At 66.0% G+C, this 12921-nt stretch carries 12 protein-coding genes; 8 read left to right on the top strand and 4 right to left on the bottom strand.

What is annotated here, in order from left to right:
* Positions 1–62 precede the first annotated feature (62 nt).
* Positions 63–341: an HU family DNA-binding protein gene (locus ABIC51_RS25020; protein ID WP_006401505.1), complete on the bottom strand. Its 279-nt coding sequence runs from the start codon at positions 339–341 to the stop codon at positions 63–65.
* 388 nt (positions 342–729) lie between these two features.
* On the opposite strand from ABIC51_RS25020, the gene mnmC reads away from it, so the two are divergent.
* The 7 genes from mnmC to ABIC51_RS24985 all read left to right on the top strand — a co-directional run bounded on the left by mnmC (position 730) and on the right by ABIC51_RS24985 (position 9640).
* Complete coding sequence (mnmC, locus tag ABIC51_RS25015; protein ID WP_354006670.1) at positions 730–2700, top strand: bifunctional tRNA (5-methylaminomethyl-2-thiouridine)(34)-methyltransferase MnmC2/FAD-dependent 5-carboxymethylaminomethyl-2-thiouridine(34) oxidoreductase MnmC1; 1971 nt, start codon at positions 730–732, stop codon at positions 2698–2700.
* A gap of 669 nt (positions 2701–3369) precedes the next feature.
* Positions 3370–4584, top strand: coding sequence for a cation:proton antiporter (locus tag ABIC51_RS25010; RefSeq protein WP_027788731.1), 1215 nt, complete (start codon positions 3370–3372; stop codon positions 4582–4584).
* Positions 4585–4598: 14 nt separating this feature from the next.
* Positions 4599–5714, top strand: a complete 1116-nt coding sequence (locus ABIC51_RS25005) for a YbdK family carboxylate-amine ligase (protein ID WP_021160413.1) — start codon at positions 4599–4601, stop codon at positions 5712–5714.
* Between the two features lie 508 nt (positions 5715–6222).
* Positions 6223–6861 (top strand): MarR family winged helix-turn-helix transcriptional regulator, encoded by a 639-nt coding sequence (locus tag ABIC51_RS25000; protein ID WP_027788730.1) that lies wholly within the window; start codon positions 6223–6225, stop codon positions 6859–6861.
* Between the two features lie 28 nt (positions 6862–6889).
* On the top strand, positions 6890–7600 hold the full coding sequence (locus tag ABIC51_RS24995; RefSeq protein ID WP_027788729.1) for a glutamine amidotransferase: 711 nt from the start codon (positions 6890–6892) through the stop codon (positions 7598–7600).
* Positions 7601–7815: 215 nt separating this feature from the next.
* Positions 7816–8928, top strand: a complete 1113-nt coding sequence (locus ABIC51_RS24990; protein ID WP_060084401.1) for an NADH:flavin oxidoreductase/NADH oxidase — start codon at positions 7816–7818, stop codon at positions 8926–8928.
* A 178-nt stretch (positions 8929–9106) separates the two neighbouring features.
* On the top strand, positions 9107–9640 hold the full coding sequence (locus tag ABIC51_RS24985) for an SET domain-containing protein (protein WP_027788727.1): 534 nt from the start codon (positions 9107–9109) through the stop codon (positions 9638–9640).
* 127 nt (positions 9641–9767) lie between these two features.
* Here ABIC51_RS24985 and ABIC51_RS24980 read toward each other — a convergent pair whose 3' ends face one another.
* Together ABIC51_RS24980 and ABIC51_RS24975 are read right to left on the bottom strand one after the other, a co-directional pair.
* The gene (locus ABIC51_RS24980; protein WP_059694484.1) at positions 9768–11252 is read right to left on the bottom strand and encodes a sensor histidine kinase; all 1485 of its coding nucleotides are present in this window, start codon (positions 11250–11252) and stop codon (positions 9768–9770) included.
* A gap of 119 nt (positions 11253–11371) precedes the next feature.
* Entirely contained in the window at positions 11372–12064 is a 693-nt protein-coding gene (locus ABIC51_RS24975; protein WP_006401494.1) for a response regulator, read from the bottom strand.
* 122 nt (positions 12065–12186) lie between these two features.
* On the opposite strand from ABIC51_RS24975, the gene ABIC51_RS24970 reads away from it, so the two are divergent.
* Positions 12187–12417 carry a DUF3717 domain-containing protein gene (locus ABIC51_RS24970; protein ID WP_021160419.1) on the top strand — a complete coding sequence of 77 codons (231 nt, stop codon included), beginning with the start codon at positions 12187–12189 and terminating at the stop codon, positions 12415–12417.
* 92 nt (positions 12418–12509) lie between these two features.
* Here ABIC51_RS24970 and ABIC51_RS24965 read toward each other — a convergent pair whose 3' ends face one another.
* Complete coding sequence (locus ABIC51_RS24965) at positions 12510–12887, bottom strand: 4a-hydroxytetrahydrobiopterin dehydratase (RefSeq protein ID WP_255221837.1); 378 nt, start codon at positions 12885–12887, stop codon at positions 12510–12512.
* Positions 12888–12921 lie beyond the last annotated feature (34 nt).

Below are 12921 nucleotides of genomic sequence, written 5' to 3'. Positions count from 1 at the left end.
TGCCGCGCGCGCCCAACAAAAAACCCGCCGAAAGGCGGGTTTTTCTTGGAACAGGCGCTGGATTAACGCTTGTTGACGGCGTCCTTGAACGCCTTGCCAGCCGTGAACTTGACCGTCTTGGCTGCCGGGATCTTGATGGTTTCGCCCGTCTTCGGGTTGCGGCCCGTACGTGCTGCGCGCTTGCCCGAACCGAAGCTGCCGAAGCCGATCAGCTGAACCGCATCACCCTTCGACACGGCCTTCTTGATGACTTCGAGCAGCGTGTCCAGCGTTTCGCCGGTTTGAGCCTTGCTGGCGCCCGTTTGGGCGGCGACGGCGTCGATCAGTTCCTGTTTGTTCATTAAGGTTCCTTTATCAGGTTAGGTTGACACGAACAGCGCGAACGCGCCGATTATACGTGCGCGAACCGTGCCGTCGAGAGTCAGACTCCGACGACACAGCGCCGAATCCTGGCCCGCGCGACGCGCCCTCCGGTATGCCGGCGGCCACCCCGCGGTACGGCGTTGCTATGATAGCGCAGCGCAAACCCAATAACGACAAGGGTTTCAAAGATTTTCATCGGTATTTCGCCGAATGAATCACGGACTGCCCATTTTTTGACCAGCGCCGACCGGACAGGGTACGCAGCGCGGTCCGCCCATGCGCCGCCCCGTTGGCTTTTTCCAACGGCCGGCCGGACGGCCCCGCGCAATCCCTTGCCAGGCTTGGCTGCCACGTTTTTTGTTTCGCATGACCGACCGACTTGTTCCCGCCACGTTCGCCATCCGCGACGACGGCACGCTCGTGTCGCCCGAGTTCGGCGACATCTATCACAACGTCGCGGGCGCGCTCGCGCAGGCGAACTACGTGTCCGTCGCGGGCAACCGGCTGCCGGCGCGCTGGCAAGGCCGCCGCACGTTCACGATCGTCGAGACGGGGTTCGGCACGGGCGCCAACTTCCTTGCGACCTGGGCCGCGTGGCGCGAGGATCCCGCACGCTGCGAGCGGCTGCATTTCGTGTCGGTCGAGAAGCACCCGTTCTCGCGCGACGACTTGCGCAAGGCGCTTTCCCATATCGTTGCGAACACAACCATGTCGGCCGAAGCCGCGATGCTTGCCGATGCGTGGCCGACGCTCGTGCCGGGTTTGCACCGGCTCGAATTCGACGACGGGCGGGTCGTGCTCACGCTTGCATTCGGCGACGCGCGCGAGATGCTGCCGAAACTCGTCGCACGAGCCGATGCGTTTTATCTGGACGGTTTTGCGCCGGCAAAAAACCCGGACATGTGGTCGGCCGACGTGTTCCGCGCCCTCGGACGCCTCGCTGCCGAAGGCGCGACCTTCGCGACGTATTCGAGTTCGGGCGTCGTGAAACAGGCGCTCACCGACGCGGGTTTCACGTATCGCAAGGTCGACGGGTTTGCCGGCAAGTTCGTGATGCTCGTCGGCGAATACGCGCCGCGCTGGCGCGCGCGCCGGCACGAGCCGCCGCTCGCATTGCCCGTTGCGGCACGCCGCGCGATCGTGATCGGCGCGGGCCTGGCGGGCTGCGCGGTCGTCGAACGTCTCGCCGCGCGCGGCTGGGAGGTCACGCTGATCGAACGGCACGAGCGGATCGCGAGCGAGGCGTCAGGCAATCCGGCCGGCGTGTTCCATCCGCTGATGACGCGCGACGACAACGTCGCGAGCCGGCTCACGCGCGGCGGCTTCCTGCACGCGATCGCACGCTGGCGCGCACTCGAACGCGCGGGCCATGCATTCGCGCGCAGCACGCGCGGGATGATTCATCTCGCCGAATCGGCCGACGACTTCGCGCGGATGCGTGATGCTTTCGATGCGTTCGGCGCACCGTCCGACTACGTATCGCTGCTCGACGCCGATGCCGCGCGCGCCCACCTGAACCTGCCGGTCGCGCACGGCGGCCTGTTGTTTCCGCACGGCGGCGCCGTCTGGCCGGCCGGCCTTTGCGCGGCCCAGTGCGAGGCGGCCGGCGAGCGCGTGCGCTTGCTCGCGTCCACCGCCGTGGCACGACTCGAACGGCGGGGCGATGCTTGGCATGCGCTCGACGATGCTGGTGGCACACTGGCCGAAGCGCCCGTCGTCGTGCTCGCGAATGCCGGCGATGCCGCACGCCTCGCCGGGTTGCAGCACGTCGCGCTGCAACCGGTGCGTGGCCAGCTCACGTTGCTGCCCCCCGGCAGCACGGCACCGCTGCCGTGCCCGGCGATCGGCGACGGTTACGCGGTACCGCTCGACGACGGCACGCTGCTGATCGGCGCGACGTTCGAGCCCGACGACGTCGATCCCGCGATGCGCGCGGCCGGTCACGCCGAAAACCTCGAGCGCGTGCGCCGTCTGCTGCCGGGCCTGATCGGCGACGTGCCGGATCCCGGCACGCTGCGCGGCCGCGTTGCGTTCCGCTGGGTTGTCGGCGATCGACTGCCGCTCATCGGCCCGCTCGCGGACGAAGCGGGAGCCGTCGCCAAAGCACGCGCGCTGAGCGGCGCGCAGGCGCGCGACCTGCCGCGCATGCCCGGACTCTACGGCGCATTCGGTTTCGGTTCGCGCGGCCTCGTATGGGCCGCACTCGGCGCCGAACTGATCGCATCGCAACTCGAAGGCGAGCCGTGGCCGCTCGAACGCGAACTCGCCGATGCCGTCGATCCCGCACGCTTCCTGATCCGCGCATTGCGCGCGCGCCGCGTCAGCCAGGCCGGCTGACCGGCCCCCGAGCCGATCACAGTTTCCCGATTTTTTCGCGCAAGGTTATCCACTCGATGCTGTGGATAACTGCGCGGAATCCGCGCGCACTTCGTGTGCAATCACAGTGGACGTAAACTGGGCAACTCGGCACAGCTGTGAAACGGCCCGAAAGTTGCTCAATCGAAACTTCTGTGCACGAACAGCCTGTGCAACGGGTTATGGACTCTCCAACACCTTGATCCGTCGACGTAAACTGAAGTTATCCACAGAACTGTGCGCGCCTTGTTAACTTCTACTACGTATATATACAAGTAAACCTTTGAAACCAAAGACCTGGGGGGCGCACAGCGCCGCGAGTCGAATCAATGGGTTCCAGACCGAAAAAGCTGTGGCACAATCGGTTTCCTTCGCGTTCATCCGGCCAGGCGCCGGACATGCTTCAATGGAACGGTCGGCACGATTTCGAATCTGAATCTTCGAGACTGCGCAGTCCGTTCACACACCAGGCCGACAATCCAGATCGGCAACCTGAGCGACTTTCCGCCCTGTGGCGGAGCAGGCGGATCCCATGTCCCGCCGTCGTCGACACAACAATCACATTCGGGGCGATACCCAGCCGGCGCGCATCCATTTCTGACGCTTGACCCTGTGTCGCTGGCGGTCGCTTCCAAAGGAGAAGTCACCACGATGAAGTCGGCGTTCTCATTCCTGCCCAACTGGCCGCTTACGCCGGATGCCGTGTTCTGGGCCGGGCTCGCGCTGTTCGCGGCCGGCCTGTGCGGCGAGCTGTGCTACCGCGCATGGCGGCTGCCGCGCATCACCGGTTATGCGGTGATCGGTCTCGTCGCCGGATCGTTCGGATTCGGCGTGATCGATGCAAGCACCGACGAAACCTCGCGGCTTCTGATCGACGTCGCGCTCGGCCTGCTGCTGTTCGAGCTCGGCAGCCGTCTCGACCTGCGCTGGATCCGGCGCAATCCGTGGCTCGTCGCGTCGAGCCTCGCCGAAGCCACGCTGACGTTCGTGCTGGTGCTGTTCGTGATGCTGGCGCTCGGCGTATCGGGGATGGTCGCGCTCGTGCTGTCGGCGATCGCGATTGCGACATCGCCATCGATGGTGATCCAGCTGAAGACCGAACTGCGCGCGGAAGGGCAGGTGTCGCAACGCCTCATCACGCTCACCGCGCTCAACAGCGTCTATGCGATCGTGCTGACCAAGCTCGTGACGAGCTGGCTCCACCAGGAAGCGTACGGCAACGTTTTCGCGACGATCCTGCAGCCGCTCTACCTGCTCGCCGGTTCGTTCATCGTCGCGTATCTCGTCGCGCGTTCGTGCAATTTCCTGTTCCGCCACATGACGTCGACGATGCGCGACGAGCATTCGTTCGTCGCGCTGTTCGGGCTCGTGATGCTCGCGATCGCGGTGGCCCAGGCACTGAAGCTGTCGACGCTGCTCACGCTGCTGCTCGCCGGCATCATCGTGAAGAACCTCGAGGCGCGCCCGCAGCTGTGGCCCGAGCATTTCGGCACGGCCGGCTGGCTGCTGACGGTGGTCCTGTTCGTGCTCACGCTCACGTCGTTCACGTGGGGCGACATCGCGCTCGGCGGCTTGCTCGCGATCGTGCTGATCGTCACGCGGCTCGTCGCGAAGCTGGCCGGTGTCGTCGCGTTCGCGAAGCCGAGCGGCATCGGGATGAAGCAGGGCATCGCGCTCGGCATCGCGCTCACGCCGATGTCCGCGCTGTCGTACCTGCTCGTCGACGACACCTACCAGCTCTATCCGAATTTCGACCCGCACCTGCGCGCGATCGTGATGTGCACGATCGTGATCCTGCAGCTCGTCAGCCCGTTCATCGTCTACCGCTGCCTGTCGGCGGTCGGTGAGCGCAGCGACAGCAACTGATTCCGGAACCTGCCATGGCACTCGAAACCTTCGTCAATTCCGAGCCGTTCACGTTCGGCGTCGAACTGGAGATCCAGGTCGTCAACACGCACAACTACGACCTGACCAAAGCGGCATCCGACCTGATGCGCCTGATCCAGGGCGAGACCTTTCCGGGCAACATCACGCCGGAAATCACCGAGAGCATGATCGAGCTGTCGACCGGCATCTGCCATTCGCACGAGCAGGCGGTGAGCGAGCTGCACGCGATCCGCGACGTGCTCGTGAAGGCGGCCGACCAGCTCAACGTCGGGCTGGCCGGCGGCGGCACGCATGCGTTCCAGCAATGGAGCGACCGGCAGATCTACGATGCGCCGCGCTTCCAGTACATCTCCGAACTGTACGGTTACCTGGCCAAACAGTTCACCGTGTTCGGCCAGCACGTGCACATCGGCTGCCCCGATCCCGACAGTGCGCTGTTCCTGCTGCACTCGATGTCGCGCTTCATTCCGCACTTCATCGCGCTGTCCGCGTCGTCGCCGTTTGTGCAGAACGTCGACACCGGCTTCCATTCGGCCCGCCTGAATTCGGTGTTCGCGTTCCCGCTGTCGGGCCGCGCGCCGTTCGTGCTGACCTGGGACAGCTTCGAGGAGTACTTCACGAAGATGGTGAACACGGGTGTCGTCAACTCGATGAAGGACTTCTACTGGGACATCCGCCCGAAACCCGGCTACGGGACGATCGAGGTGCGCGTGATGGACACGCCGCTGTCGGTCGATCGCGCGGCGGCGATCGCCTGCTACATCCAGACGCTCGCACGCTACCTGCTGACCGACCGGCCGCTGAAGCTGTCGGAGGACGACTACCTCGTCTACACGTTCAACCGTTTCGAGGCGTGCCGCTTCGGGCTCGAGGGCACCTGCGTGAATCCTCAGACGGGTGAGCGCCGTACCATCGCCGAGGACATCCTCGACACGCTCGACCGGATCGCGCCGCATGCGGCCGCGCTCGGTTCGCGCGCGGCGCTCGACGAGATCGGCGCACTGGCCCAGGCGCGCGTGAACGACGCCTCGTGGTTGAGAACCGTTTTCAAACAGGAAAAATCGCTCAACGAGACGGTCCGCCAGCAGTGCTTACGTTGGCGCGAATGAAAAAATGTTTTGCAGATTACGGGGTCGACCGAGTCGCGATTCACTGAATGGCTGGCGGCCTCGATTGATGCCGAAATCGTTGCCGGTTGTCCTGAAAATCTGTGGATAACCCGATATTCCGCTGCAAAGTCAACGATCTGTGCGCGGGATAACCCGGTGGATCATTGCGGTCGGCCCGATGGCCGATCCGAACAGGAAAATGTCCTGACACCCCGCTGCGCGGGCGTTCGGCATTGCAGGCACAACGAAAAATTTTGGTTATCCAGTGATTTTCCACAGAATGAAGGGGATAACTTAGCTGTGCGATTTTCCGCTCTCGCTTAGAATGTCGGCTTTGCGGACACCGGAACGATGCGTGTCTTACCGGTCGCCGCGAACGCGACCGCCGCGTGTGCCCTCGCGACGGCCGTGCTGACGCACTCGCAAGAGCGTGTCTGTTTTGAGATAGACATTCGATCTCCACACTACGGCCGCTCGGCAAACCGGGCGGCGGCAAAGCGAAAAGACTATGAGCGAAGGCGTTTACGGGAATCAGGCTTCGGGACGTGTGACCCACAGCCTGCTGCGGTTGAGTACGGCCATGCGAAGCCAGGCATGGGATTGGGCGGAAGGCGCTGGCCTCACGCCGACGCAGGGCGAGATTCTCGTGCTGCTGCTGCAGCGCAAGGGCCCGATGCGGCTCGGCGAGATCGCGCGCGAGACGCAGCTGACCGCGGCGACCACGAGCGATGCGGTCAGCACGCTCGAGACGAAGGGGCTCGTCGAGAAGCGCCGCGCGCTGGACGACGGCCGCGCACTGGCCGTGCGCCTGTCGGCTCGTGGCCGCACGGCCGCGAAGAAGGCGCTGCAATGGCCTGAATTCCTGACGAAAGCCGTCGGCAAGCTCGGCGCGGACGAGCAGGGCGCACTGTATCGCGCGCTGCTGAAGACGCTGCGCGAACTGCAGGTGGCCGGTGCGACGCCGCCGCAGCGCATGTGCTTGACGTGCGCCCACTTCCAGCCGGGCAAGCTGTCGAAGAAGACCGTGCATCATTGCGCGGCGCTCGACATCTCGATGTCCGACAGCGATCTGCGTCTCGACTGCTCGGTGCAGGAAGAAGCCGACGCGGCGACGCAGAAGAAGACCTGGAAGATTTTCGCCGGCTGACGTCCGTCGATCGACCGGGAGGCCGATGATGAACGCTGAAGTCGTGGCGATCCGCCACGTGCACTTCGAGGATCTCGGGAGTTTCGAGCAGGTGCTCGGCGAACGGGGTCGGCGGGTGCGCTACGTCGACGTCGGGTCGTCGCGCTTCGAGGTGCTCGACGTACTCGAACCGTCGCTCATCGTCGTGCTCGGCGGGCCGCTCAGCGTGTACGACGACGCGCAGTATCCGACGATCGCGCCGCTCGCGGCGCTCGTGCGCACGCGCATCGACGCCGGGCTGCCGATCCTCGGCATCTGCCTCGGCGCGCAGTTCATCGCCCGGGCGCTCGGCGCGCGCGTCTACCCGGCCGCTCAGCACGAACTCGGCTGGACGCCGCTGACGCTCACCGATGCCGGCCGCGCATCGCCGCTGCGCCATCTCGATGGCGCGGCGACGTCGATGCTGCACTGGCATGGCGACACGTTCGACCTGCCGGGCGGCGCGATTCATCTCGCGTCCACACCGGCCTGCCGCCACCAGGCATTCGCGTGGGGCCAGCACGTGCTGGCGCTGCAATGCCATCCGGAAATCCGCACCGACCGCTTCGAACCGTGGCTGATCGCCAACGCCGGCGAAATCGCGGCCACGCCCGGCATCGACGCGCGCCAGTTGCGCGCCGATACCGCGCAGCACGGCCCCGCGCTCGAGGCGGCCGCGCGACGGATGTTCGCGGAGTGGCTCGACGGCGTCGGACTCTGACGCGGCAAGCGGCACTGCCGTTTGCCGCGAAGCGGTTGCCCGGCCCGCGTCCGTTGCAGGCCGGCGCATCGCCGTATGCGCGCTGTTTGCCGCGTCGCCCGCAACCCGCCGCGGGCCGTACCTGACCATCCGCTTACTGCCGCGTGCACCGTCAGCACGCTTGCGGCCTGCGTGCTACGCTCGTTCGCTCTTTCCTTTCCTGGCGAGCGGCCTCCATGACTGCGCTGTTTTCCCCGTTCACGCTGCGCGGCGTGACTCTTCCGAACCGGATCGTGATCTCCCCGATGTGCCAGTATTCGGCCGAGCGCGGTGAAGCGACCGACTGGCACATGATTCACCTCGGCCATCTCGCGCTGTCGGGCGCGGGGCTGCTCTGCATCGAGGCGACCGCGGTGGAACCCGACGGGCGCATCACGCATGGGGACCTCGGCCTCTGGGACGACGTGACCGAAGCCGCGCTGAAGCCCGTGCTGGCCGCGATCCGCAAGCATTCGCCGATCCGCGTCGCGATGCAGTTGTCGCATGCGGGGCGCAAGGCGTCGAGCAACGTGCCGTGGCAGGGCGGTCAGCTCGTGTCGGTCGCCGACGGCGGCTGGTTGCCGCATGCACCGTCGGCCGTGCCGCACAAGGACGGCGAGACGCCGCCCCTCGCCCTCGATGCCGCCGGCCTGAACCGGATCCGCGAAGCATTCGCGGCCTCGGCGAAGCGTGCCGCCCGGCTCGGCATCGACGCGATCGAGGTGCATGCGGCACATGGCTACCTGCTGCACCAGTTCCTGTCGCCGCTCGCGAACCAGCGCACCGACGAATACGGCGGCTCGCTCGAAAACCGGATGCGCTTTCCGCTCGAGATCTTCGAGATCGTGCGCGCGGCGTTTCCGGAGGATCGGCCGGTCGGCGTGCGCGTGTCGGCCACCGACTGGGTCGAAGGCGGCTGGGAGCTCGACGATACGATCGCGTTCGCGCACGAACTGAAGCGCCGCGGCTGCGACTGGATCGACGTGTCGTCCGGCGGCGTGTCGCCGCTGCAGAAAATTCCGCTGTCGCCCGGTTACCAGGTGCCGTTCGCGCAGGCGGTGAAGCGCGCGGTCGGCATGCCGACGGTTGCCGTCGGGCTGATCAACGAGCCTGCGCATGCGAACCGGCTCATCGAGGCCGGCGATGCCGATTTCGTCGCGATGGCGCGTGCGATGCTGTACGACCCGCGCTGGCCGTGGCACGCGGCGGCCGAGCTCGGTGCGCAGGTGACGGCGCCGCCGCAGTACTGGCGTTCGCAGCCGCGCGAGCACAAGGCGTTGTTCGGCGACGTCGCCTTCGGCCAGCGTTGAGCATCGCACGCGCAATATTGCGCGTGATGTTGAACGAAGCAATCGTGAACGTGTAGGATGCGGGTGATTCGCCGCATGTCCCGACGCGGCACCGACCGGTGCCGCGTTTTCGTTTTGCGCGACGCCAGGCCACGATCGCGGCCGCCCCATTCAAGTCGTTTTCACAAGGATTCGTTCGATGAGTTCACGCAGGATCGCGGTGCGCCGCTCGGGAGTACACGGCAAGGGCGTCTTCGCCGTGGCGCCGATCAAGGCCGGCGAGCGCGTAGTGGAATACAAGGGCGAACGAATTTCGTGGAAGGAAGCGCTGCGTCGCCATCCGCACGACCCGAGCGAACCGAACCATACGTTCTACTTCGCACTGGACGAGGGCGGGGTGATCGACGGCAAGATCGACGGCAACAGCGCGCGCTGGATCAACCACTCGTGCGCACCGAACTGCGAAGCCGAGGAAGTCAAAGGCCGCGTGTACATCCACGCGCTGCGCGACATCGGGCCGGAAGAGGAACTGTTCTACGACTACGGCCTCGTGATCGATGCGAAGCTGACGAAGTCGCTCAAGCGCGAATACGCGTGCCATTGCGGCGCATCGTCGTGCCGCGGCACGCTGCTCGCGACGTCCGACGACGGCGGCAAGAAGAAGAAAAAGAAGAAGGACAAGAAGGACGGCAAGTCCGAGTCCCGTTCGAAGGACAAGAAAAACAGGAAGTGACGCAGGCGGCGGCGCATCGTGCGCTGCCGCTGCCGTTTCAGCGCCCGGCTGCTGCATCATGCGGCCGGGTTTTCCGCCTTCGTCATCCGGCGTGCGACCCGGCCAGGGGCCGCCCGACGCGAATCGCTCAGTGCGTCGACGCGGTGGCCGGGGTTTCGCTGGCCGGCTTGTCCGTGCGTGCAGCCAGCGGCACCCTCACCACGAAGCGCGAGCCGCCTTCCGACGCATCCTCGTACGATACGGTGCCGCCGTGCATCGCGATGATGTCGTGCACGATCGCGAGGCCGAGCCCGGCGCCCGTCTCGACGCCGTTGCCGTTTTGCGCGTCGCCGCGGAAGAAGCGCTTGAACAGGTCGGCCTGCTGGTTGGCGGGCACGCCGGGGCCGTTGTCCTCGACGACGATCTCGGCGGCCGGCTGGCCGCCCTCGAGCGCGCCGCGCGCGACGTTCACCGTGATCCGCGCACCGTCCGGCCGCGCGAGCGGCACGTACTTCAGCGCATTGTCGAGCAGGTTCGCGATCACCTCGCGCAACAGCACGGGGTTGCCGCGCACGACCAGCTTCTCGTCGTCACCCGGATCGTCGGTGCGCTGGAAGCCGAGGTCGACGTGCGACGCGAGTGCGCGCGGCACCCATTCGGCGCCCGTCTCGAATGCCATCGCCGCGAGGTCGACGTCGACGAACCGCGCGGCCTGTTCGCCCGGTTCCGCGCGCGCGAGCGACAGCAACTGGTTCGACAGTCGTACCGCGCGGTCGGCGGCCGCGCGCAGCTCGCGCACCGCGGCGAAGGTCTGGTGCGGGTCGCGTGCAACGGCCGCTTGCTCCGCATGCAGCTTCACGGCCGTGAGCGGCGTGCGCAACTGGTGCGCGGCATCGGCGATGAACTTGCGCTGCGCGTCGAGCGCGGTTTTCAGGCGGCCGAGCAGGGCGTTCATCGCGCTCGTTAGCGGCCGGATTTCCAGCGGCACCTCGGTTTCGTCGACCGGTTCCAGCGACGTGTGGGTCTGCCGGTTCAGTGAATCGGCCAGATGCGTGAGCGGGCCGAGCTGCTGGTTGACGACGCGCCACACGATGCCCCAGCCCGCGAGCAGCAGCAGCAGCAGCGGCATCATGATCGCGACGAGGAATTCGGCCGCGATCCGGTAGCGGTGCCGCACCGGCTGCGCGACCTCGACGACCATCGGCTTGCCGCCTTCGACGTTGTCGACGCGCACCTGCGCGACCCGTACCGCGCGATTGTCGTATTCGGCCTCGAACACGTACGCGTGATGCATGCGGCGCACGTTGATGCCCCGCAGCGGCAGCTTCGGATCGCCGGCGAGTTCCTGTTCGCCGTCGCTGATCCGGTAGATCAGCGCTTCGGCGGGATCGGAGAACATCGCCTGCGCGAGCGGCGGCACCGTAAACGGCGCGTCGGGGCCGGCGATCTGGATCTGTTTGGAAATGGCGGTCGCGAGATCGGCGAGCGAGCGGTCGATCACGTGCTGCGTGTATTGCCACGCGAGCCAGTAGGCGATCAGGCCGCTCATCAGTGCGAGCATCGACAACGGGGCGGCGAGGCGCCGAAGCAGCGAGCGGCGCAGGCTGGTGGTCACAGCCGGATCAGGTGACATTTCGACGGGCAAATGGATAAGCGCCGCTCACGGGGAGCGGCGCGGTCGTACGCCGAGCGGCGATGCGGGCAGGGTGGGCGCGCCGGCGGGCCAGGCCGGCCGGTGCGCCGCACCGCCGTTCAGACGCTCGCCGTCTGGCGGATTTCCTGCAGCAGGTAGCCGAAGCCGCGCACAGTGACGATTTCGACGCGGCACTGCTCGAGTTTCTTGCGCACGCGGTGCACGTAGACTTCGATCGCGGTGTCGCCGAGATCGCCGCCGAAGTGCGTGAGGTGATCCTGCAGCTGGGCCTTGCTGACGACGCGGCCGTGGCGCAGCAGCAGCATCTCGAGCACCGCGAATTCACGCGGCGACAGTTCGAGCGGCTTGTCGTCGTTGAAGATGCGGCGATCGACGCCCGACAGGCGGACGCCGCCGAGCGACACTTCCGGGCGCGGCATGTCGCTGTGCGGGCCGCTGCGGCGCATCACCGCGCGGATGCGCGCTTCGAGCTCGGCCGGCTCGAACGGCTTGAGCATGTAGTCGTCGGCGCCGGAGTTCAGGCCCTGGATCCGGTCGTTCAGCTCGTCGCGTGCGGTCAGCACGATGACGGGCGTGTGGCGGTTGGTCTGGCGGAAGCGCGTGAGCAGCGTCATCCCGTCGATGCCCGGCAGGCCGAGGTCGAGGATCACGAGTTCGTGGCGATTCTGTGCCAGCGCCTGTTCGGCAAAGATGCCGTCATGCACCATGTCGACGGTGAAGCCAGCCTGCTCGAGGCTGCTCTGGATACCGCGTGCGATGGGGCGGTCGTCTTCGATCAGAAGGAGTCGCATGAAGTTCGCTCAAGTACAATGGGTTGGCGGTTCAGGCACGCGGACAGCACGACGCCGTTTCCACAGGGGTGCCGCGACACCTGACATCAAGCATGGCGGCCAGCGAACGATTAAATCCAATCATGTCCGATATTTCGATCAACGACCTAGAAGCCGCGATCAATTTCTGGCGCGCCCGCTCGCCGTCGAGCGGCGACGAACTCAAACTCTGCGAAGAGGCCAGCGCGCTTTCCAAGCCGTATGCGCTGCTGATTGTACAGCGCCAAGGCGCGCTGCAACTGGAAGGTTTGGACCCCAAGGCACGGAATGCGTACGAGACTTACGTGCGCCTTAAGGATGGCTTGGAAAGCTGAAGGCTTTCGCTGACTACATCCTAGAAAACGTTCATCGAAATGAAAAGTTGACGCGCCGCGCATCAAAGGACGCGCGGCGGTAGGGGAAGGTGTCAGGCGGCCGGTTTCGCGTGCGCGCCGGCAAGGTCGATGAAAAGCGCCAGTTCGATGTCGCGTTCGGTCAGGCCGTCGGCGTCGTGGGTCGACAGCGTGATGTCGACGCGGTTGTACACGTTGAACCATTCCGGATGGTGGTTCATTTCCTGCGCCTTGATCGCGACGCGCGTCATGAAGCCGAAGGCTTCGTTGAAATCGGCGAAGCGCAGGCTGCGCTGGATCGCGTCGCGGCCCGGTACGGCCGACCAGAGCGGCAGGCCTTCGAGCCGGGTCTTGCGTTCTTCTGATGTGAGCTTGTGGATCATCTTGCACCTCTCGTTCGGTAACGGCGCCCGCGCGCGGCTGCGCCGCGCGACGAAGCCGGCACCGGTCATTGTTTCATAGTTGTGGGACGGCCATCCGGGGACG

It is taken from the genome of Burkholderia sp. 572, assembly GCF_040545135.1.
GTDB lineage: Bacteria > Pseudomonadota > Gammaproteobacteria > Burkholderiales > Burkholderiaceae > Burkholderia > Burkholderia cepacia.
Note: the sequence above shows the minus strand (reverse complement) of the source record. Positions and strands in the feature narration are given on the sequence as shown.

What these genes read in the sequence shown, in the direction of transcription:
- ABIC51_RS25020 (WP_006401505.1), bottom strand. Translation starts at nt 341, where the DNA reads ATGAACAAACAGGAACTGATCGACGCCGTCGCCGCCCAAACGGGCGCC.
- mnmC (WP_354006670.1), top strand. Translation starts at nt 730, where the DNA reads ATGACCGACCGACTTGTTCCCGCCACGTTCGCCATCCGCGACGACGGC.
- ABIC51_RS25010 (WP_027788731.1), top strand. Translation starts at nt 3,370, where the DNA reads ATGAAGTCGGCGTTCTCATTCCTGCCCAACTGGCCGCTTACGCCGGAT.
- ABIC51_RS25005 (WP_021160413.1), top strand. Translation starts at nt 4,599, where the DNA reads ATGGCACTCGAAACCTTCGTCAATTCCGAGCCGTTCACGTTCGGCGTC.
- ABIC51_RS25000 (WP_027788730.1), top strand. Translation starts at nt 6,223, where the DNA reads ATGAGCGAAGGCGTTTACGGGAATCAGGCTTCGGGACGTGTGACCCAC.
- ABIC51_RS24995 (WP_027788729.1), top strand. Translation starts at nt 6,890, where the DNA reads ATGAACGCTGAAGTCGTGGCGATCCGCCACGTGCACTTCGAGGATCTC.
- ABIC51_RS24990 (WP_060084401.1), top strand. Translation starts at nt 7,816, where the DNA reads ATGACTGCGCTGTTTTCCCCGTTCACGCTGCGCGGCGTGACTCTTCCG.
- ABIC51_RS24985 (WP_027788727.1), top strand. Translation starts at nt 9,107, where the DNA reads ATGAGTTCACGCAGGATCGCGGTGCGCCGCTCGGGAGTACACGGCAAG.
- ABIC51_RS24980 (WP_059694484.1), bottom strand. Translation starts at nt 11,252, where the DNA reads ATGTCACCTGATCCGGCTGTGACCACCAGCCTGCGCCGCTCGCTGCTT.
- ABIC51_RS24975 (WP_006401494.1), bottom strand. Translation starts at nt 12,064, where the DNA reads ATGCGACTCCTTCTGATCGAAGACGACCGCCCCATCGCACGCGGTATC.
- ABIC51_RS24970 (WP_021160419.1), top strand. Translation starts at nt 12,187, where the DNA reads ATGTCCGATATTTCGATCAACGACCTAGAAGCCGCGATCAATTTCTGG.
- ABIC51_RS24965 (WP_255221837.1), bottom strand. Translation starts at nt 12,887, where the DNA reads ATGACCGGTGCCGGCTTCGTCGCGCGGCGCAGCCGCGCGCGGGCGCCG.